At 67.1% G+C, this 19,145-nt stretch carries 19 protein-coding genes; 10 read left to right on the top strand and 9 right to left on the bottom strand.

The window, feature by feature from the left end; all coding sequences use genetic code 11:
* Position 1: 1 nt before the first annotated feature.
* Genes QZH52_RS15075 through QZH52_RS15065 form a run of 3 tightly spaced genes read right to left on the bottom strand, consistent with a single transcriptional unit; the run spans position 2 to position 2,820 of the window.
* Positions 2 to 787 (bottom strand): cyclase family protein, encoded by a 786-nt coding sequence (locus tag QZH52_RS15075; RefSeq protein ID WP_301810443.1) that lies wholly within the window; start codon positions 785 to 787, stop codon positions 2 to 4.
* A 12-nt stretch (positions 788 to 799) separates the two neighbouring features.
* Positions 800 to 1,789 carry a fumarylacetoacetate hydrolase family protein gene (locus tag QZH52_RS15070; protein ID WP_301810441.1) on the bottom strand — a complete coding sequence of 330 codons (990 nt, stop codon included), beginning with the start codon at positions 1,787 to 1,789 and terminating at the stop codon, positions 800 to 802.
* Entirely contained in the window at positions 1,786 to 2,820 is a 1,035-nt protein-coding gene (locus tag QZH52_RS15065) for an SMP-30/gluconolactonase/LRE family protein (protein WP_301810439.1), read from the bottom strand. The genes QZH52_RS15070 and QZH52_RS15065 overlap by 4 nt, the downstream gene beginning before the upstream one ends.
* A 136-nt stretch (positions 2,821 to 2,956) precedes the next feature.
* On the opposite strand from QZH52_RS15065, the gene QZH52_RS15060 reads away from it, so the two are divergent.
* The gene (locus QZH52_RS15060; protein WP_301810437.1) at positions 2,957 to 3,871 is read left to right on the top strand and encodes a LysR family transcriptional regulator; all 915 of its coding nucleotides are present in this window, start codon (positions 2,957 to 2,959) and stop codon (positions 3,869 to 3,871) included.
* Positions 3,872 to 3,908: 37 nt separating this feature from the next.
* On the opposite strand, the gene QZH52_RS15055 is transcribed toward QZH52_RS15060, so the two are convergent.
* The 3 genes from QZH52_RS15055 to QZH52_RS15045 form a co-directional block, all read right to left on the bottom strand.
* Positions 3,909 to 4,886 carry a ferritin-like domain-containing protein gene (locus QZH52_RS15055; RefSeq protein ID WP_301810434.1) on the bottom strand — a complete coding sequence of 326 codons (978 nt, stop codon included), beginning with the start codon at positions 4,884 to 4,886 and terminating at the stop codon, positions 3,909 to 3,911.
* Between the two features lie 147 nt (positions 4,887 to 5,033).
* Positions 5,034 to 6,218 carry an OmpA family protein gene (locus QZH52_RS15050; RefSeq protein WP_301810429.1) on the bottom strand — a complete coding sequence of 395 codons (1,185 nt, stop codon included), beginning with the start codon at positions 6,216 to 6,218 and terminating at the stop codon, positions 5,034 to 5,036.
* Complete coding sequence (locus tag QZH52_RS15045) at positions 6,209 to 7,636, bottom strand: serine/threonine protein kinase (protein ID WP_301810426.1); 1,428 nt, start codon at positions 7,634 to 7,636, stop codon at positions 6,209 to 6,211. Before QZH52_RS15045 ends, QZH52_RS15050 begins: the two co-directional genes overlap by 10 nt.
* A 241-nt stretch (positions 7,637 to 7,877) precedes the next feature.
* Between QZH52_RS15045 and QZH52_RS15040 the strand changes: the two genes are divergently transcribed.
* Positions 7,878 to 8,246, top strand: coding sequence for a hypothetical protein (locus tag QZH52_RS15040; RefSeq protein ID WP_301810425.1), 369 nt, complete (start codon positions 7,878 to 7,880; stop codon positions 8,244 to 8,246).
* 179 nt (positions 8,247 to 8,425) lie between these two features.
* Positions 8,426 to 8,626 carry a hypothetical protein gene (locus QZH52_RS15035; RefSeq protein WP_301810422.1) on the top strand — a complete coding sequence of 67 codons (201 nt, stop codon included), beginning with the start codon at positions 8,426 to 8,428 and terminating at the stop codon, positions 8,624 to 8,626.
* 17 nt (positions 8,627 to 8,643) lie between these two features.
* Here the strand turns inward: QZH52_RS15035 and ku are convergent, their stop codons facing one another.
* The gene (gene ku / locus QZH52_RS15030; RefSeq protein WP_301810419.1) at positions 8,644 to 9,549 is read right to left on the bottom strand and encodes a non-homologous end joining protein Ku; all 906 of its coding nucleotides are present in this window, start codon (positions 9,547 to 9,549) and stop codon (positions 8,644 to 8,646) included.
* Positions 9,550 to 9,770: 221 nt separating this feature from the next.
* Between ku and QZH52_RS15025 the strand changes: the two genes are divergently transcribed.
* The 5 genes from QZH52_RS15025 to QZH52_RS15005 all read left to right on the top strand — a co-directional run bounded on the left by QZH52_RS15025 (position 9,771) and on the right by QZH52_RS15005 (position 15,340).
* Entirely contained in the window at positions 9,771 to 10,265 is a 495-nt protein-coding gene (locus QZH52_RS15025; protein WP_301810417.1) for a hemerythrin domain-containing protein, read from the top strand.
* Between the two features lie 2 nt (positions 10,266 to 10,267).
* Positions 10,268 to 11,011 carry a DUF72 domain-containing protein gene (locus tag QZH52_RS15020; RefSeq protein WP_301810415.1) on the top strand — a complete coding sequence of 248 codons (744 nt, stop codon included), beginning with the start codon at positions 10,268 to 10,270 and terminating at the stop codon, positions 11,009 to 11,011.
* Positions 11,012 to 11,044: 33 nt separating this feature from the next.
* The gene (locus QZH52_RS15015) at positions 11,045 to 13,705 is read left to right on the top strand and encodes an excinuclease ABC subunit UvrA (protein ID WP_301810412.1); all 2,661 of its coding nucleotides are present in this window, start codon (positions 11,045 to 11,047) and stop codon (positions 13,703 to 13,705) included.
* A gap of 181 nt (positions 13,706 to 13,886) precedes the next feature.
* A complete protein-coding gene (locus tag QZH52_RS15010) occupies positions 13,887 to 14,405 on the top strand; it encodes a low affinity iron permease family protein (RefSeq protein WP_301810540.1) in 519 nt (172 codons plus the stop codon).
* A gap of 65 nt (positions 14,406 to 14,470) precedes the next feature.
* Entirely contained in the window at positions 14,471 to 15,340 is an 870-nt protein-coding gene (locus QZH52_RS15005; RefSeq protein WP_286531184.1) for an MgtC/SapB family protein, read from the top strand.
* A gap of 54 nt (positions 15,341 to 15,394) precedes the next feature.
* On the opposite strand, the gene QZH52_RS15000 is transcribed toward QZH52_RS15005, so the two are convergent.
* Together QZH52_RS15000 and QZH52_RS14995 are read right to left on the bottom strand one after the other, a co-directional pair.
* Positions 15,395 to 16,174, bottom strand: a complete 780-nt coding sequence (locus tag QZH52_RS15000; RefSeq protein WP_301810408.1) for an enoyl-CoA hydratase — start codon at positions 16,172 to 16,174, stop codon at positions 15,395 to 15,397.
* A gap of 196 nt (positions 16,175 to 16,370) precedes the next feature.
* Positions 16,371 to 16,703, bottom strand: coding sequence for a hypothetical protein (locus QZH52_RS14995; protein ID WP_366919299.1), 333 nt, complete (start codon positions 16,701 to 16,703; stop codon positions 16,371 to 16,373).
* A gap of 165 nt (positions 16,704 to 16,868) precedes the next feature.
* Between QZH52_RS14995 and QZH52_RS14990 the strand changes: the two genes are divergently transcribed.
* A complete protein-coding gene (locus QZH52_RS14990) occupies positions 16,869 to 18,917 on the top strand; it encodes an FUSC family protein (protein ID WP_301810405.1) in 2,049 nt (682 codons plus the stop codon).
* Positions 18,911 to 19,141 carry a DUF1656 domain-containing protein gene (locus QZH52_RS14985; RefSeq protein WP_301810403.1) on the top strand — a complete coding sequence of 77 codons (231 nt, stop codon included), beginning with the start codon at positions 18,911 to 18,913 and terminating at the stop codon, positions 19,139 to 19,141. The genes QZH52_RS14990 and QZH52_RS14985 overlap by 7 nt, the downstream gene beginning before the upstream one ends.
* Positions 19,142 to 19,145: the final 4 nt, after the last annotated feature.

Raw genomic sequence — 19,145 nt, 5'->3', positions numbered from 1 at the left:
GTCAGTCCTCGAAGATGGCCACGGCCCGTGTCCAGCCGGCGGAGGCGCCGCGGATCTTGTGCGGGAAGCAGCAGACGGTGAAGCCGTCGCCCGGCAGGGCTTCCAGGTTGTGCAGCTTCTCGAGGTGGCAGTAGCCGATGTCGCGGCCGGCCTTGTGCCCTTCCCAGATCAGCGATGTGTCGCCGGTCTCGGCGATGCGCCGGGCCGTGTAGGCGAACGGGGCGTCCCAGCTCCACGCGTCGATGCCGGTCAGGCGCACGCCGCGCTCGAGCAGGTACATCGTGGCCTCGTAGCCCATGCCGCAGCCGGCCGAGACATAGTCACCGTGGCCGTAGCGCTCGCCGGCGCGCGTGTTGACGACCACGATGTCCATCGGGCGAAGCGCATGGCCGATGCGCTGCAGCTCGGCCTCGACATCCTTCGCGGTGGCGACATAGCCGTCGGGAAAGCTTCGGAAGTCGAGCTTCACGCCCGGCCTGAAGCACCAGTCGAGCGGCACCTGGTCGATGGTGATCGACGGCCGGCTGCCGCCCAGCTTGGCGTCCTGTGTCGAGTGAAAATGGTAGGGCGCATCGAGGTGCGTGCCGTTGTGCGTGGACAGGCTCACCCACTCCGCGGCCGCCGCTTCGCCGTCCGGATAGTCCTCGGCCCTTGTGCCGGGGATCATCTGCATGAACTCGGGCAGCGTGTCCCCGTGCTTCTGGTAGGTGATCTTCGGCGCCAGCGGCGGCGGGTCCGAGAGCACATCGTTCTCGAGATAGATCGACAGGTCGACAAAGCGCGGCATGGCGGTCTCCCCTCAGGCCTGCGCCGGCGGCGCCTGCACGATGCGCTGGTCGATCGCGCCGAAGACCGGCCGGTCGTTCCAGCGCGCCTCCATGCGGACGCGGTCGCCGAAACGCATGAACGGCGTCGCGCTCGCCCCTTGCTCGATCAGCTCGATCGCGCGACGCTCGGCGATGCAGGCCGAGCCCTTTGCGCCGCCTGCGTTGGAGACGGTGCCCGAGCCGATGAGGGTGCCGGCCGACAGGCGCCGCGTGACGGCTGCGTGCGCGATGAGTTCATCGAAGCCGAAGTTCATCTCGCGCCCGTTGGGCTCGCCGAACCAGCGACCGTTGTAGTCGACCGCGAGGTCCAGGTGCACACGCGAATCCTTCCAGGCATCGCCGATCTCGTCCGGCGTCACCGCCACCGGCGCGAAGCTGGACGAAGGCTTGGCCTGGAAGAAGCCGAAGCCGGTGCGCATCTCGCGCGGCCCGAAGGCACGCAGGCTGACGTCGTTGATCTGGACCAGCAGCAGGATGCGGCTGCGGGCCGCGGTGGCCGAGCAGCCCATCGGCACGCTGTCGACGACGACACCGAACTCGCCCTCGAAGTCGATGCCATGGGCGACGTCGGGCAGCGGGAGGTCGTCGTGCGGCCCGAGCAGGTCGTCGGAGCCGCCTTGGTACATCAGGGGCACCTTGTCGCTGTCCGGGATGGGATCGATGTTGAAGGCCTTCTCCATCAGGCGGCCATGGTTCAGGAAGGCCGAGCCATCGCACCACTGGGGCGCGCGCGGCAATGGTGCTGCGGCGGCCGCGGGATCGAAGTCGAAGGCGCCCGCGGCGGTGCCGGCGTTCAGGGCCTCGTAGCGTGCCGCCAGGTGCGGCGCGGTGTCGCTCCAGCGCTCGATCGCATCGAGCATCGACGGCGCGATGTCGTCCGCGGCGACGGCGCGCTGCAGATCGCGCGAGACCACGACCAGGCGGCCGTCCTTGCGGCCATTCTTGAGGGTGGCGAGTTTCATGCGAGTATCTCTTCGTTCCAATGGACGGGAGCCAGCCCCGCCACCGGCGAGCGAAAGCTGGGCAGGGTCGTGCCGCGCAAGCTGCCAAGGTAGACGGTCCGGAGGTCCGGGCCGCCGAAGGTCAGGCTGGCCATCCACGGCGCGAGGCTTCCGCAGGCGGCGGCCATGATCTCGGGCGTCAGCGTGCGGGACTCGTAGTGGGCGTCGAGCGCGCGCGTCGCCTCCGGGTTGCCGTCGTCGAGCAAGGTCAGCAAGTTCCCCTCGGGCGTGATCGCCACCAGCCGGTCGCTCATCACCAGGGTGACCCAGAGGTTGCCGAAGGCGTCGAAGGCAAAGCCGTCGGGAAAGCCCGGCAGGCGGTCCGGGCCGTAGGTCTCGCGCGCGCCAAGCTCGCCGCCATCGCGCACCTTGAGCCGCGAGATGCGGCGGGCGTTGCTTTCCACCACATAGAGCCACGCCTCGTCGGCGTCCATGCGGACCTCGTTGGTGCCCTCGAGGCCGTCGGCCACGATGCGCACGCCGCGCTCGTCGACGCACGCGATGTAACCGTCGCGCGCGCGGGCGTTGATCGAATCGGTCCAGGGCTGCATGCGGGTCGTGACGGTCAGCCAGAGGCGGCCGCGCCGGTCCCTCAGCACGAAGTTGGCCTTGCCGATCGGCTGGCCGTCGATGCGGTCGAAGAGGCGGCGCACCTTGCCTTCCCGGCTCATGACCTCGACCGAATCGCTGCCCCAGTTGGCGATGAGGATGTCGCCGTCGGGCAGGAACGCGAGGCCGTTGGGCAGCGATCCCTGGCTCAGCACGTAGCGCTTGCCGAAGTCCGCCGCCGCGTCGTCATCTGGCGCGGCCGGCGCGACGAGCCGCTGGCTGCCGTCGGGCGCGATGCGCATCACGCCGCCGCGCGCATCCGCGGCCCAGAGGGTGCCATCGCGCTCGGCCAGCACGCACTCGGGGCGCTGGAGCCCGTGGCCGACGTGGCGGATCGCGGCTCGATCGACCTGCCAGCCTAGAAGAGGATTGTTCTTGGTCATGCTGCTTCGCAAAAGTGCGCGCAGCATAGGCGCGACACCCGGGTTCGCACCAACCGAATCTTCCGATGGCAGGCATCGCGCGGGCGGATACCTCGCACTGGCCTAAGATCTCCGGGATCCCGAGGAGACTCCCCGCATGCGCTCTCAACGCATCGACCTGAACCTGCTGATCGCGCTCGACGCCCTGCTCAGCGAAAGCAACGTGACGCGCGCGGCCGAGCGCGTGCACCTCACGCAGTCCGCGATGAGCGGCGTGCTGGCGCGCCTGCGCGACTACTTCGAGGACCCCCTGTTGGTGCCGATGGGCCGGAGCATGCAGCTGACGCCGCGGGCGGAAAGCCTGGCCGAACCGGTGCGCAAGATCCTGCTGCAGGTGGACGCCACGCTGGGCGTGAAGCCCGAGTTCGAGCCGGCGACGGCCGAGCGGCATTTCCGAGTCATCGCTTCCGACTATGTGACCCAGGTGCTGCTCGCCGAGGTGCTGCGCCGCATCGCGCAGATGGCGCCGCGCCTGAGCTTCGATGTGCGGCCGACCCACAGCGGAATGGCGCAGGACCTGGACCAAGGCCGCGCCGATTTCCTGGTCACGCCCGCGCACCTGACACTGCCGGAGCACCCGCAGGCCATCCTCTTCGACGACACCTACCACGTCATCGCCTGCCAGCAGAACGTCGACCTGCGTGACGGCCTGACGCTCGAACAGTACAGGTCGCTCGGCCACGTCGTGTACCAGGCCGAGCAGGGGGACAACCCGTGGTTCGAGCAGTGGTATGCCAACCAGCACGGCAACACGCGGCGTGTCGAGGTGGTGGCGCACGGCTTCCTGCTGATCCCGCGCTTCGTCGTCGGTACGCGCCGCATCGCAACCGTCCAGACAAGGCTGGCGAAGCAATTCGTCCAGTCGATGCCGCTGGCCCTGTTCGAGCCGCCGCTTGAGACGCCTCGATTGACCGAGGTCCTGCAATGGCACCGCTATCGCGAGGACGATCCGGGTGTGCGCTGGGTTCGCGAGCAGATCGTCGCGCTGGCCGAGGTCATGCCCGCGATCTGAAGCAATACGGCCGAGCGCACACCCACGCAGCGGGCGCTCAGCCGCGCGCGCGTGCCGCGTTTCTCAGGTCGCGGATCTGGTCGTGGTTGCGCTGCGCACCATCGGCCTGGCGCTGAACGACGACGCGCACATCGGCCGGCAGACTCTGCTTCAGGGCCTTCCGATAGCGGGCCACCGCGCTGTCCTCGCCGCGCTCGCAGGACTCGAGAATCGACAGTTCGCTGTCTGCACCGACGCTTCCCTTGAGTTGCACCCAACCCCGATGCATCGCACCGGCCGCGGTGCCTCCAGACGCCGGTTCGCCGCCGTAGGCACGCACGAGTTGCACCAACTCCTCGCCCGCCTGGCGGCAGCCTTCGGCGCGGCTGGCGAAGAGCTTCTTAGCCGCTGCGCTCTCGACTTGCTCGGCACAGGTCTTGAATCCGTATTCGCCGTCGCGTGCGTTCTCCAGCAGGTCGTTCAGGATGTCGACCACGTCGTCGTTCGACAGGTCTTCGTGGCTCACGATGTCGCTGCCATTGGCCTGCTTCGCGTAGTAGACCTCGTCGGCGCGCTCCCAGGCGGCCCGGGTCGCCGGCCGGGCATCCGCCCATGCGAGGTCCGACGCGCCACGCCTGGTTTCCCATTCGGACGCGAGCAGCGGCTCTGCGGTTTCGAAATCGGTGCCGCGGGTGCTGCGGCCGGACCAGCCCATCTCGTAGGCCGGCGCGTAGTCGTCGTAGCTTCGGTCCACAGCCACGTAGGGCTGGCGGCCGTGGTTCTCCCGCCAGTACGCATCCTCGGCGGTCGGGTTGACGCCTTCGGCCGCGGCCTTGCCGCCCAGCCCGCCGACGACGGCACCGGCCACCAGGCCCACCACCGTCCCGATCGGACCTGCGAGCGAGCCGGCTGCTGCGCCGGCCAGGCCGCCGCCCGCCGCGCCAAGGCCGGTGCCCACGGGATGGGCGCCGGGTGCGCCGGTGATCGGGTCTCGATTGGGAACGCCATTGCCGAGTTGGCCGTCATCTGTTGCCATGTCATCTCCTTGTATTGCCCCCATCGGGCAGGGTCGGGAGCGCTCCGTCGAAACGCTTCGAGGAGCACCGTAGGCAGGCGGCGGGCGCTTGCAGGTCATCGCAAGCGTGGAGTGGTTGTCAGCCAAGACCTCGACGACCCGCGCGCGCTAGGCGCCGCACTCGACGATGGAGAACTCGACCCGCCGGTCGAGGGCGTCCACCACGTCGTCGGTGCCGCTGCCGACCAGGTTGTGGCGCGAGCCCTGGCCCTCGGCCCGCGTCCGGTCGGCCAGCTGCCCGGATTCCGCGACCAGCCGTTGCCTGATGTACTGCGCGCGCCGCAGCGACAGCGAATCGTTCACCTCTTCGGGCCCGGTCTTGCTCGAATGGCCGATGATGGCCATGCAGACCCGGGAGCTGCCGCCCTGCCTGGCGATCTGTCGCAGCCACATGCGGTATGCGCTCGTGACCTTGGGGTCCGACCAGAAGGCGGTCGTGCCGGGGTTGAAGAGAAACTTCACCCCGAGCTGGTTGTGCGCGATCCCGTAGGCCGCCACGCGTCCGAATGCGTCCTCGGCCTCCGCCGACTGCCCGAGCTTGAGGGTCGTGAGGTAGATGCCGTTGAGCACCCGGATCTGGTCACCGCCCGGTGTCGCCGAGGCACGGCGGTACTGGGCGAGCGCCTCGCGGTACTGACCCGCGTTGTAGAGCTGGTTGGCGTCGTGGATCACGGTGCCGGTCGCCATGTGCGCGAGATAGACCGCATCGGCCTTCTCGCCCCGGGCCGCGCGGCTGGTCCGCACCAGGCCCTCGACAACCTCGTCCTTCAACAGCACTGGACTGTCGCGGTCGTAAGCCAGCGGAGTCATGTCGACATCGTTCGTCCGCGCCAGCGTGGAGGCCTGGGCGGCCACGGTGCCGTCCTTCAGATTCACCAGGGCGAGGCTGATGCGCAGGCCGGCGTCTTCGCGCGCCAGCGTGCCGGCAAGAAGGTACTGGGCACGCGGAAGGTTCGCTGCCTTGAATGCGAGCGTCTCGATCTGCTTGAAGTTCACGGCCGCGTGGGCAGCGATGCCGCGGTCCAGACGCTGCGTACCGGCGGTCTGCTGGCCGCTTCCGGCGTCGAGCGTCGGATCGAGCACGATGACCTGCTTGTTCGGCTGCGCCAAGCCCTGGCTGGGCCCGGCCTGCTTCAGCAGGGCATCGGTCACCGTGGCGACCGCCTGGTCGAAGGGTTGTGGCGGGTCGCTGCGTTGTGGCGTGGCGCAACCGGTCAGGCCGATCGATAGGAAGGCGCCGAAGAGCAGACGGAGGAAATGTTCATGGAAATTCGCGCGGCGGTCTATTTGCATCGGGACTTCAGAAATGCAGCTTCTTCGGGATTGAGTGGTTCCAGAGAAGACTTCAAAACGAGATCGCTGCATCTAGGTGGTCGGCCCGACGGGGTGTAGGACGCAGCAGTGGGCTGGTCCTCGGAAACTGTGCGGTTTTTCTCGGAATCCCTGATCGTGTCCGCGGCCCCCCGGGTGGACAGGGCCGGCGCAGCCTTGCGCGTTGCGGCACGCGCCGGAGGTTGCGGGTCTGGCGTCGCGGCCGGCGCATCGACGACCGGGACGGGTGCCGGCGTGGAAGGCGCGACCGGATCTACCGGCCCCCGCTCGATGACAACAGGGACTTCAGAAGGAACTGGCCCGGCAACGTTGGACGCCCGCCCGCCCAACCACAAGGCTCCTCCGGCGGCGGCGCACACCAGGAGCGAGATCAGCGCGTGTCGTGTGGAAGGGCGGCGCGAGGCGCCCTGCTTCGGCTCGGCATCGAGGAGCGCCTGGAACTCGGCCACATCCTGCGGCCTCGACTCCGGGCGAACCGCCAGTGCCGCATCGATGGCGTGCAGAAAGGCATCGCTGTAGCGCCCTGCATGGGTCAGCGCGAGCGGCTGCACCGGATCCTTGACCACCCGCACCACCGAGGCGATCGGCGGCCGGCCGGTGATGGCGTAGTGAAGCACGCCCGCCAGCGCATAGAGATCGGTCCAGGCGCCTTGCAGCATGGTTCCGCCGTACTGCTCGACCGGCGCGAAGCCCGGTTTGAGCATCGTGGTCAGCACCTGTGTCCGGTCGTTGATCACATGGCGCGCGGCGCCGAAGTCGAGCAGCAGCGGACCGGCGGCGGTGAGGAGGATGTTGTCGGGCGAGATGTCCCGGTGATAGCACTGCTCTCGATGCATCACGCTCAGCGCGTCGAGCAGCGGGTGAAGCCATTCGCGCAACAGCGATTCGGGTGGTCGCGTTCCAAGCTGCGCCAGCGCCGTCTTGAGGGTCGGGCCTTCGTAGTACGGCATCGCCATGTAGGCCGTGCCGTTGGCCGCCCAGTATCGGAGCACCTTCACGAGCGCCGGGTGATCGAAGCGGGCGAGCAGCCGTGCTTCGTTGACGAAGCTCTTCAAGCCTGCGGCGAAGGTCTCGCGGTGCTGCTCGGACCGCATCGACACCTCGAGCGACACGGCGCCGCGCACCGCCAGCGAGGACGGCATGTATTCCTTGATCGCCACATGGCGCTCGAGCGCGAGATCCCAGGCCAGGTAGACGATGCCGAATCCGCCTTCGCCGATCTGACGCAGGATCCGGAACCCCTCGATCTCGGTGCCCTCGGGCAGCGCATGGATCGCGCCCAGGTAGCCGGCATGTGAATCGTTGGGCGCGCTGTCGGCCGCATTCGCGGGTCTGATGTAGGGAACGGTCTTCTCTGCCGCCATCGATTGGGTTTTCATTGAGGAGTCTCGACCGTGGCGCAAGACCGCGCACCGTGTCCACGAGTCTGGCACGGCATGACGCCATCCATGCGTGCATATCGCACGAATGAGTCGAAGTTCGGGGCGCCTTTGGGCGCGCGGCGGCGACGAATGGCGCCGCGTAGGACTGGTCCGACCCGCGCTGCAGCTTTCAACCGAAAACTTCCGCATGCCTGCGGCCGCATATTCCACATCCCACCAGCAGACTCTCAGGCGACACATGTTTTCTCGATTTCTCGCCCATTGGGGCTGCGCGTTTCGTTCATGGAAGGACCGCCTGTCTTCTTCAAGCGCGCCCGCCTCGACGCTGGCGCAGGCTCCCCGCACTGGTCCGGAGGTCGAGCCGCCCCAGGCCGGTGCCGCTGCCGGCAACATGCGCTCGCTCGAAGAACTCAGGACCGATCTCGCGCGCCTGCGCGCTTCGTCGAAGGAGCGGCACGCGGCCGCCCCGATCAGGCGGCAGCAGTCCTTCGACGACGAGGTCTTCGCCAACTTCGTTGCGCCAGTGGCACCCACGCCGGAACCGGCAGGCCAGGAGGACTACACCAGGACCGTGTACGTGCCTCGCAAGCCGAGCCCGGCGAAATGATCGCTGCCGCTACTGACGCCCCTTCGCGGCCCTTCCGCCTGCAAGCACGCGTCGTCCGGACCGACGCGCACTGACGAAGGCCGCGCACCCCGTTCGCGTGCGCTTTGCGCGCCAATGCAAGCATGCCGTCAGAAGCCGCGCTTCCCGCGAAGGCAGTCGTCAGCTGGAGTTGCACAGACATGCTCACCATCGACCAAAAAGAAGCCATCCTGCGCAGGGCGGGCACGACCGTTCCGGATTTCCCACCGGTTCGTCCGACGCCCGTGCTGCCCCGCAGGCGGGACGGACCCTCGGCGCGGCGCCAGGCCATCGAGGAATGGTCCGACGCCGTGGCTGCGCTGTACGTCGAGCACATCGCGGCCCGGGGCGACAAGAAGTAGCAGGAATCCTCGGGAGGTCACGCGGCCTTGCGCGTCGCTTTCGGAGGGGCCTTGGCCGCCGCCGTCCTGGCGCGGATACGGGCCTTGGTCTTCTTCGCCGGCTCCGACTTCGGAGCGCTCTTGGCGCCCTTCAGACTGCGCTGCAGCAGCGCCGTGAGGTCGATCACGTTCGCGTTCTCCTGAGCGGGCTCTTCTTCGGGCTGAATCACCGTCTCCGTGTCGCCCGCCTTGACCTTCTTGTCGACGATCTTCATCACCTCGCGCTTGAACTCGTCCTTGAAGTCCTGCGGTTCCCACGGACCGGTCATCTCGCCGACCAGTTGCTCGGCCATCTTCATCTCGGCCGGAGTGAGCTTCGCGCCCTTGACGCCCTCGGCGGGCAGGTCGAGCCCCGCAAGCGATTTCACCTCGTCGCCCCAGCGCAGGAGGTTCAGCACCAGCGCAGCGCCAGAGGGCACGAGCACGGCGAGGTGCTGCCTGGTGGCGATGACCACCTTGGCCAATCCCACCTTGCCGGTCTTCACAAGCGTCTCGCGCAACAGCGCATACACTTTTTGCCCCTTGTTGATCGGGGCAACGTAGTACGGGCGTTCGAGATACACGAAAGGAATCTCGTTCGCCTCGATGAAGCGCTGAATCTCGATGGTCTGCGTCGTGCGGGGGTATGCGGCTGCGATCTCTTCGGGCGAGATCACCACGTACTTGCCGTCCTCGTACTCGACCCCCTTGACGATGTTCTCCTTGGCGATCTCCTTGCCCGTCTTCTTGTTGATGCGCCTGTAACCCACCGGGTCCATGCTGCGCTTGTCGAGCCAGTCGAAGTCCACGCCCTGCTCGGTCGTCGCCGTGTGGAGTCCGACCGGGATGTGCACCAAGCCGAAGCTGATGGCGCCCTTCCAGAGTGTTCTGCTGCCAGTGGCCATGGTGGTCGTCCTTGTCATGCAATCGCTGATGGCCAGTCTGGCCCCCAGGTGGACGAGGCCGCGTAGGCGCTTGGCGGCTGTTCCTGTCAACCTTGGCAACCGACACAGGCACATCGGCCGACCGCTCGGTAGCTCCGTCAAGAACCTGCGGCCAAATCCTACGTGCGCCATCCGGGCCGGGCCGCACGGTACCTTTCCCCGCAACCCAACCGGAGCCATAGATGCCCACCACCAAACGCGCCGAACCCGATGCATGCTCGCTGCTGGATGCCGACCATCGCAAGGTGAAGAAGATGTTCAAGGCCTACGAGGAACTCACCAAGTCCAATGCCGCCGGCGCACCACAAAAGAAGCGCGAACTCGCCAATGAAATTTGCATGGAGCTGACAGTCCATGCCCAGATCGAAGAAGAAATCTTCTACCCTGCCCTTCGCGAAGCCATCAAGGAGACCGACCTGCTCGACGAGGCCGAGGTGGAGCATGCCAGCGCCAAGGACCTGATCGCCCAGATCGAGGAAGCTGCGGATGTCGATGACATGTTCGACGCCAAGGTCATCGTGCTCGGCGAGTACATCGACCACCATGTCAAGGAGGAACGCAATGAGATGTTCGTCAAGGCCCGAGCAGCACGCGGCCTTGACCTGGTGGGCATGCGCGAGCAGCTCGAAACCCGCAAGGAAGAGCTCATGTCAGAACTCACGGGTTCGACCGCCTGAGCGTGCACATCGGCTGCGCAGGCTGGAGCCTGCCCAGCGCCATCCGCGACCGTTTCGACGCAGCCGGATCCCAGCTGGCGCGCTATGCCACCCGCTTCAACGCCGTTGAGATCAACAGTTCGTTCTACAGACCGCACCGCCGACAGACCTACGAGCGCTGGTCATCCAGCACGCCCGCCGGCTTTGCGTTCAGCGTGAAGGTTCCCAAGACCATCACCCACGAGTCGAGACTGTCCTCCGCCGCGATACCGCTCTTCGAAGCATTTCTCGATGAAGCGCAAGGGCTGGGCGCGAAGCTGCGATGGCTGCTCGTGCAGCTGCCGCCCAGCCTCGCCTTCGAAGCACGGCTTGTCGATCGTTTCGCGAGCCGGATGCGCCGACGATTCGACGGTGCGGTCGCGGTCGAGCCACGCCACGCAAGCTGGTTCACGCCCGAGGCGGACGCCCTGCTGGCGAGATTCGAGTTCGCGCGCGTGCTGGCCGACCCCGTTCGCCACGATCCGGGCGTCGCCCCTGGCGGATGGCACGAAACCATCTATCTCCGGCTTCATGGCTCGCCCCGGGTGTACTGGTCCCGATACGACGATGCCCTGCTGGCAGCGCTCGCGTTGCGCCTGCGCGAGGCCGCGAGCGCCGCCAGGCACTGCTGGTGTATCTTCGACAACACCGCCGGTGGCGCGGCGGTGGGGGACGCGCTTCGGCTCAAAGCCGCCTTGGAGCAGCCTCCGAATCCGGCTCTTTCTTGAACAGCCCCAGCAGGCTGCCAGCAGATTCGCATCATGAACAAACCCCAAGTCGGCGATTTGGACGCACGTCGGGATTCTTTCGTCCGTGTGCGCGGCGCGCGTGAACACAATTTGAAGAGCGTGGACGTCGACGTGCCGCGAGATGCGCTGGTCGTGTTCAGCGGCGTATCCGGCTCGGGAAAATCCTCCCTCGCCTTCGGGACGCTCTATGCGGAAGCGCAGCGGCGCTACCTCGAATCGGTAGCGCCCTACGCGCGCCGCTTGATCGACCAGGCCGGCGTGCCGGACTTCGATTCGATCACGGGACTGCCACCAGCCGTGGCATTGCAGCAGCAACGCGGCACACCCGGCAGCCGCTCGTCCGTCGGCAGCGTGACGACGATCTCCAGTTCGCTGCGCATGCTCTATTCCAGAGCCGGCACCTATCCGCCGCGCCAGCCGATGCTGTTCGCGGAAGATTTCTCGCCCAACACGGTGCAGGGCGCGTGCCCCACCTGTCACGGACTCGGTCTGACCTACGAGGTGACGGAACGCTCGATGGTGCCGGACGACTCGCTCACCATCCGCCAGCGCGCCGTCGCCGCGTGGCCGCCGGCATGGCACGGGCAGAACCTGCGCGACATCCTCGTGACGCTCGGCCACGACGTCGACACGCCGTGGCGCGACCTGCCCAAGAAGGTGCGCAACTGGATCCTGTTCACCGAGGAACAGCCCACGGTTCCCGTCTACGCCGGCTTCACGCCGGCCGAGACTCGGGCCGCATTGCGCAGCAGGATGGAGCCGAGCTACCAGGGCACGTTCACCGGCGCGCGCAGGTACGTGCTCCACACCTTTGCGACCACCCGCAGCGAACTCATGAAGAAGCGCGTGGCGCGCTTCATGGCGCCCAGCATTTGTCCGGACTGCAAAGGGCGGCGACTGAAGCGCGAGTCGCTGTCCGTGACCTTTGCCGGCCACGACATCGGCGCGCTGTCGGCCATGCCCCTCGCGGACCTGGCGCGAGTGCTGGAGCCCGCAGCAAGCGGCGGCTTCTCGAAAGCCACCGATGCGACGGTCCTGACCCGTGCCGCAGCCAGGCGCGACACGGCCAGGCGCGTGGCGGCCGGCGGGTCGGCCCATCTTGCCGCCCCCGATGTGCGCCGGACGCCGGCCCTTTCGGAAGAAAAGAGAATCGCGGCCCAACGTATCGCCCACGACGTCCTCGAGCGTGTCGCCACGCTGCTCGACCTCGGGCTCGGCTATCTCTCGCTCGACCGCATCGCGCCGACGCTGTCACCCGGGGAGCTCCAGAGATTGCGGCTGGCCACCCAGATCCGTTCCAACCTCTTCGGCGTGGTCTACGTCCTCGACGAGCCGTCCGCCGGCTTGCACCCGGCCGACGGCGAAGCCCTGCTGGCCGCACTGGTCCGCCTCAAGAGCGCCGGGAACTCGCTGTTCGTCGTGGAGCACGATCTCGGCATCATGCGGCGCGCGGACTGGATCGTCGATGTCGGGCCCGACGCCGGAGAACATGGGGGCCGGATCCTGTTCAGCGGCCCGCCCGAAGGCCTGCGCGCGATCGAGGGGTCGCACACGGCGCGCTACCTGTTCGAAACCGACGCGTTGCCGGCCCGAAGGCCGCGAGAGCCCCACGGCTGGCTCGCGCTTTCGCATGTGAGCTGCAACAACCTGGACCACCTCGAAGTCGAGTTCCCGCTCGGTGTTCTCACGGGGGTCACTGGTGTCTCGGGCTCCGGCAAGTCGAGCCTGGTCACGCGCGCGCTGACGGAAATCATTTCGACGCACCTGGGTCACGAGCTGCCGCAGGACGACGACGAAGCCGGCCTCGAATCGACAACCAAGGACCGGGTCAGGGGCCATATCGCCAGCGGCGCGGAATCGCTGCGGCGGCTGGTGCACGTCGACCAGAAGCCGATCGGCCGCACGCCACGGTCGAACCTCGCGACCTATACGGGACTCTTCGATCATGTTCGCAAGCTGTTCGCCGGGACCCCCGCGGCGCGGGCGCGGCGATTCGACGCCGGCCGCTTCTCGTTCAACGTGGCCAAGGGGCGCTGCGACACCTGCGAGGGCGAGGGCTTCGTCAGCGTCGAACTGCTGTTCATGCCCAGCGTCTACGCGCCCTGCCCGACTTGCCACGGCGCACGCTACAACGAGAAGACGCTGGCCATCCGCTGGCGCGGGAAAAACATCGCCGACGTGCTCGGGATGACCGTCGACGAGGCCGTCCGGTTCTTCGACGGCGAGCCCGTGGTCGAACGCCCGCTGCTGTTCCTGCAGGCCATCGGCCTCGGGTACCTGCGCCTGGGCCAGCCCGCCACGGAGCTCTCGGGCGGCGAGGCCCAACGCATCAAGCTCGCCGCCGAACTGCAGCGCGCCCAACGCGGCAACGGGCTCTATGTGCTCGACGAGCCCACCACCGGACTTCACCCCGCCGATGTCGACAAGCTCATGGTGCAACTCAACGGCCTGGTCGACGCGGGCAACACGGTGGTCCTGGTCGAGCACGACATGCGCGTGGTGGCGGGATGCGATTGGGTCATCGACATGGGACCGGGTGCCGGTCACGAAGGCGGACGCATCGTGGTGTCCGGGACGCCGGCAGGCGTGGCGGCTGCGGCGGGAAGCCTCACGGGGCGCTACCTGGCGTCCTTGGTGGGCGCCCCGTCGATCCACGCGCCGAGATTGCCCTGATCGGCGCTTTTGGCGGTGCACCGATGCGACGGTGGGGCGCGCGCCTACGTTGTTGGCAACAAGCTGCCGACACGCGTACTTCCAAGGCGCCATGAAGCTCATGGCTTCGCGACGGGAACCTGGAAAGGAGAGTGCCGTGCCCCCAGAACTGACAGAGACGCCGGACGACTCGCTGGGCTCGATGCCGGCGACCAATACGTCGGCGTACGCCAGCCGTTCCGTCCTCTTTACCGCCTTCGACCGCTTCGCTTCGCGGGTCACCCGATGGGCCGGGTCGCCTGTGGCGTTTGCGCTTGCCCTGGCCTCCGTCGTTGTCTGGGCCGCGGTCGGGCACTTCTTCGACTACTCGGAGAACTGGCAGCTCGTCATCAACACGGGCACCACCATCGTCACGTTCCTGATGGTGTTCATGATTCAGCAAAGCCAGAACAAGGACAGCATCGCATTGCACCTGAAGCTCAACGAGCTCCTGGCGGCGAGCAAGCAGGCGAGCAATCGCATGATCGGCATCGAGGACCTGGACGAACAGGACTTGCGGGAGGTCGCGGAGTTCTACGTTCGCCTGGCCGCTCGTGCCAAGGATGGTGGAAGAGGAAAGGAAACGCATTCCATCGATGAAGAAGGAATGCCTACCGATCGTCGCGCTGGCGCGCATCACCCGCGAACTGCCCCAGCCGAGGGTCTTGTCGAGACGTCTTGAGCCTGCCGGAAGGGCCCTGGGCACGCGGCCGACTGCGCCGCTATTGAGGCAGTCGAAATAGCTTTTTGCGCTTCATCGCCTTGTCGATCGGCAGTGGATTTCCTAGAGTCGGCTGGTCTGTTCGCGAAGCAATCTCGCTCGACGACAGGCCCGCAGATGAAGATACGACCCTGGTCCGCTGCCTTCATGCGACAGGAGGCGACGTGTTCCAACTTGGCGTGATCAACAGCTGGCATGGTGTGGGCATGTGGATGGTCTTCAACATGGCCGCTGCCCTGATGCTCGGGTGGTTTGTCGGCTACGAGCGCTATTTCAGCGGGCGCGCCGCGGGCAGCCAGGTCTATTGCCTGGTCTGCGCCACCTCCTGCGCGGTCACCTTGCTGGCCGGCTACCCGACGATGTGGTACTGGGGGAGCGAGACCATCCCGATCGCGGCCGATCCGACGAAGGTCATCGGCGCCGTCCTCACGGGCATCGGGTTTCTGGGCGCGGGCCTGATTGTCAAGAGCGGTCACAACGTGCGTGGACTGACGACCGCGGCATCCATCTGGGGTTCTTCTGCGATCGGCATCCTGGTGGGGGTGGGGTTCTACGTGCCGGCCATTGGATTGACGGCGCTGTTCGTGATCTGCACGGCCGTCGTGCCGCGGATCGAGCAGCGCCTGCCCGCCCACGCGGCGATGACAGGGACATTTCGATTCAGCAAGGGACACAAACCGAGTCCCGAGGAGGTCCATCACTTCCTGGTCAAGCGCGGACTTCAGATCCCTCCCGAGAGCGTCGCCATCAGTTTCGACGGCACCCAATTCGAAATCCAGTGCCTGATCTTCGCGAGCTCGAGCGCGCGAACCAGCGCCCTGAGCACCATAGGGGACGAGCTGTCCCAACTCGCGCATGTCGAGGGATTCACCTTGACGCACTCGAGCCGGGCATGAACGCTCGCGATCCCGGCGTCGCGACACCGATCGGGGAGCGAAGCGGCGCCGCCGCTACCGTGCAAGCCGCGAGAAATCAGGCGCCCGCTTCTGCGCAAATGCGGCGAACGCTTCACGCGCCTCGGGGCTCTTGAGCCGCTCGGTGAACTGTGCGGTTTCCTTTTCCATCTGCGCCGCTGCGGTGGCTTCTGCATGGCGCATCAGGCTTTTCGTCGCCATCAAGGATCCGGCAGCCTGCCTGGCCAGCGCCTGCGCAATTTGCCGAGCCTCCTCATGAAGTTCCGCCGTCGGCACCACCTGGTTGGCAATCCCCCAGGCCAGGGCTTGCGCAGCGGAAACGGGCTTGCCCAACGCAAACATCTGGAATGCGCGAACGTGCCCGATGCGAGCAGGAAGGAGCAAGCTCGACCCAGCCTCCGGCACGAGGGCAAGGTTGACGAACGGCGTAGACAGAAGGGCATCCTCGGCGAGCAGCACGAGATCGCAGTGGAGCAGCATGGTCGTCCCCACGCCCACGGCGCGTCCGTTCACCGCGGCCACCACCGGCAAGGAGCAGCCTGCGAGAGCGCGAAGGAATCGGACGACGTGGCGCTCCTGCGGTGAGGTCTCGCCGCTTGCCTCTGCGGCGAATTCGCCCAGATCATTTCCAGCGGTGAACGTGGCGCCTTCGCCTCGAATCAGAACAACTCGAACGGCAGAATTCCCTTCAGCGCCAGCGACGGCATCTGCCATGGCGCCGTACATCGCATTGGTGATTGCATTCATCTTCTCGGGCCGAGCCAGAGTGATGGTCAGAACGCCCTGGGCGGTGTCGATGGTTACGTCGTCAGTCATGCTCTTCTCAACCCACATCACGTACCGATTTCCAGTTGTCCCAGACCGGATTGTCTTGGGATTCCCGATGCATGCAGCCGACCTCGGCGGACGAGGAAGGCGTTTCGGAGTCAGCCGAAGATGCAGCCCCTTCTTCCAAGGCGTGGGGATGGTGCTCCGCGTGTCGATGTTCATGCTTCATGGCGTATTTGCTTGATCAAGAGTGAAGAGAAATCGTGGCCGTGCGAACGCTCGGGGTCGCGAACTCGCGGCCGACCATCGCTCTGGCGAAGAGATAGTTGCGGCGGCCGCGCACCGAGAGTCCTTCGATGCTCACCCGGCCTTCGGCGTCACACGCGAAAGCGAAGCCGCGCCCCTGGTTGAAGAGGGAGCCGAACCACAACTCGAAGCGGCCGGCATGAGCGGCATGCGCGGTGCGGGTGTTCGGACGGAGGGTGGAGGTTGTTTCGGTCACTGCCATCTCCCGGTTGAAGGTCGATGCGCCCAATGTAGTCACCGTCGCATCGCGAACAAAGACGGTCGCGGTCAATGCGCTATTGCTCACAGCGAAACAATGCGGCCGCGCCCGACCCGCACATTTATTGCAGCCGGCGCAATAACGTTCTGTACCGCGCAGGCTTCCGAATCTCGATCTGCAGCCCTACGCTACGAGCAGCCGGTGCCATCGCCCCGGCATTCACGATCCATCCTCGCCATGAGCGCTTTCAACACCCGCGGCGTGATCTACGCGACCAATTGCACCCTGGCGGCGCTGTTGGCCCTGTATGTCGCCTTCAGCGCCGGCCTGCCGAATCCCGGGTGGGCATCGCTGACGGTGTTCATCGTGAGCCAACCCTTGGGCGCTGCCTCCGGCTCCGTCGTCTCCCGCGCGCTGTACCGCTCCGCCGGAACGGTTTTCGGGATCATCGCCTCGATGCTGATCCTGCCCACGCTGGTCCAGACGCCCGGGCTGATGATCGCTGCCGTCGGGGCCTGGGTGGGGCTGTGCATCTACGTCTCGCTGCTGGACCGCAGCCCCCGCAGCTATGCCTTCCTGCTGGCCGGCTACACCGTCGCCCTGGTGGGCCTGCCGCTGATCAGCGACGTCTCGCAACTCTTCGACATCGGCGTCGCGCGCATCGAGGAAATCGTCATCGGCGCGTGCAGCGCAGCGCTGGTGCACAGCCTGCTGTTTCCCCGTTCGCTCAAGTCCCAGATGGACGCCAGGCTGGGCGCGATCCTGGCTGACGCACGCGCCTGGATGACCGCCGCACTGTCGCCCGAGGGGTCGACGCCCGCGGAAAAGGCCGCCCGCCGGCGGGTTGCCGCCGACCTCACGGAGTTGCACCAGCTCGCCAGCGGCCAGCGCTTCGATGCCGATGCGGGCGCGGCGGACAGCCGCATCGTCTCGGCGCTCGAAGCGCGCCTGGTCGCCTTGCTTCCCTTGATGTCCGCCGTCGAGGATCGGCTCCGCGCCATCGGCAACGCCATGCCGCCCGCATTGACGCAGCACGTGGCGGAAGTCCGGCAATGGATCGACCAGGCCACGCAGGGCGACCAGGACCGTGTCGACCGGCTGGCCGCCGCAGGACAGCAGGCGCTGCCGGCGCCTGGCACCCTGCCCGCGTGGACCGAGATGCTGGCGGCAAGCGCGGTCCAGCGCCTGGCCGAACTCGCCGAGGCCTGGAACGACTGCCTTCATCTCATGCCCTTCATTCGCGACCCGGTCCGCGAGCAGGACCCGCTGACGCAGCGGCTCGCCGACGCACAGGGCCGGCGGCAACTGCATGTCGACCATGGTCTGGCCGCCTACGCCGGCTTGGCGGCCGCTGTGGCGGTGGCCATCGCGGGGGCTGCGGCGATCACCGTCGGCTGGGCGCAGGGCGCGACGATGATCGGCCTGGCGGCCGCCGGCTCTTCCGTCTTCGCCTTCGTCGACGATCCCCGCCCGATGCAGAAGCTGATGGTCGCCTGGTCGCTGATCGCCGCGCCCGTCGCCGCACTCTATGTCTTTGCGATCCTTCCGGCGGTCGACGGCTTCGGTGCCTTCGCGCTGGCCCTGTCGCCGCTCTACTTCGGCACCGCGCTGTTCCTGGCCACACCGCAGCACTGGTTGCGCGCCCTGGGTTTCGCCCTCATCTCGCAGACGCTGCTGGCACTCCAGCCCTCGCTGCGTGCCGACTTCGACAGCTTCATGAACATCGCCATCGGCGCAGTGGCCGGCAGCCTCATCGCGCTCCTGGTGACTTCGCTCATGCGTGTCGTGAGCGCCGAGACCAGCGCGACCCGCATCCTGCGCGCAGGATGGCGCGATCTCGCGGCGCTGGCCGCAGGGCGAACGCCGCCCGGTGCGGACGCACTGGCCAGCCGAATGCTCGACCGCGTCGGCCTGCTGATCCCGCGCCTCGCGCGCGTGGGCGGAGCCTCGGGGCTGGGCCACGCGGATGCGCTCAACGACCTGCGGCTCGGCGTCAATACGGCGACTCTGCGCGAGCTCGCGGGCGAATCCGAAGGCGCCCCCTTCGCACCGGCCGTCGACGCGCTGATGCGGCAGCTCTCGGCGCATTTCGCCAGCCAGGCGCGCAAAGGTCCGGCACAGCCGTCAAGCGCCCTGCTTGCTGCGCTGGACAACACCCTCCGGCAGTTTCTCGCCCTTGGCGGCGGGGCATTGCGCCTCAGGGGCCTGGCCGCGGCGACGGGCCTTCGTCGAGGCTTGTTTCCCGAGGCGCCGCCCCTCGACGACCCGGAGCGCGCGCCGTGCTAGCCGAAATCAGCCTGTTCGGAATCCTCGTCAACGTGGGGCTGGCTTCAGCGGTGATCGCCGGCGCGTTGCTGCTTGCGTTGCGCAAGGTCCTGACGCGCATCGGCGCGTATCGACTGGTATGGCACCCGGCGCTGGTCGACCTGGCGCTGTTCACGCTCCTGTGGGGCGGCGTCGCCTTCGCCGCCAGTACGCCAGACCTCCGGCTGCTTGCTTTCCTGGGATGAAATC

Source organism: Variovorax ginsengisoli, assembly GCF_030486595.1.
Classification (GTDB): domain Bacteria; phylum Pseudomonadota; class Gammaproteobacteria; order Burkholderiales; family Burkholderiaceae_C; genus Variovorax; species Variovorax ginsengisoli_B.
The sequence above is the reverse complement of the archived record's forward strand: the minus strand, read 5'-3'. Positions and strand labels throughout refer to the sequence as shown.

Excerpts from the sequence above, each read along its gene's own strand:
- QZH52_RS15055 (WP_301810434.1), bottom strand. The coding sequence starts at position 4,886 with ATGGCAACAGATGACGGCCAACTCGGCAATGGCGTTCCCAATCGAGAC.
- QZH52_RS15075 (WP_301810443.1), bottom strand. The coding sequence starts at position 787 with ATGCCGCGCTTTGTCGACCTGTCGATCTATCTCGAGAACGATGTGCTC.
- QZH52_RS15010 (WP_301810540.1), top strand. The coding sequence starts at position 13,887 with ATGCCGGCGACCAATACGTCGGCGTACGCCAGCCGTTCCGTCCTCTTT.
- QZH52_RS15070 (WP_301810441.1), bottom strand. The coding sequence starts at position 1,789 with ATGAAACTCGCCACCCTCAAGAATGGCCGCAAGGACGGCCGCCTGGTC.
- QZH52_RS14990 (WP_301810405.1), top strand. The coding sequence starts at position 16,869 with ATGAGCGCTTTCAACACCCGCGGCGTGATCTACGCGACCAATTGCACC.
- QZH52_RS15050 (WP_301810429.1), bottom strand. The coding sequence starts at position 6,218 with ATGCAAATAGACCGCCGCGCGAATTTCCATGAACATTTCCTCCGTCTG.
- QZH52_RS15045 (WP_301810426.1), bottom strand. The coding sequence starts at position 7,636 with ATGAAAACCCAATCGATGGCGGCAGAGAAGACCGTTCCCTACATCAGA.
- QZH52_RS15065 (WP_301810439.1), bottom strand. The coding sequence starts at position 2,820 with ATGACCAAGAACAATCCTCTTCTAGGCTGGCAGGTCGATCGAGCCGCG.
- QZH52_RS15060 (WP_301810437.1), top strand. The coding sequence starts at position 2,957 with ATGCGCTCTCAACGCATCGACCTGAACCTGCTGATCGCGCTCGACGCC.
- QZH52_RS15035 (WP_301810422.1), top strand. The coding sequence starts at position 8,426 with ATGCTCACCATCGACCAAAAAGAAGCCATCCTGCGCAGGGCGGGCACG.
- QZH52_RS15040 (WP_301810425.1), top strand. The coding sequence starts at position 7,878 with ATGTTTTCTCGATTTCTCGCCCATTGGGGCTGCGCGTTTCGTTCATGG.
- ku (WP_301810419.1), bottom strand. The coding sequence starts at position 9,549 with ATGGCCACTGGCAGCAGAACACTCTGGAAGGGCGCCATCAGCTTCGGC.
- QZH52_RS15015 (WP_301810412.1), top strand. The coding sequence starts at position 11,045 with ATGAACAAACCCCAAGTCGGCGATTTGGACGCACGTCGGGATTCTTTC.
- QZH52_RS15000 (WP_301810408.1), bottom strand. The coding sequence starts at position 16,174 with ATGACTGACGACGTAACCATCGACACCGCCCAGGGCGTTCTGACCATC.
- QZH52_RS15025 (WP_301810417.1), top strand. The coding sequence starts at position 9,771 with ATGCCCACCACCAAACGCGCCGAACCCGATGCATGCTCGCTGCTGGAT.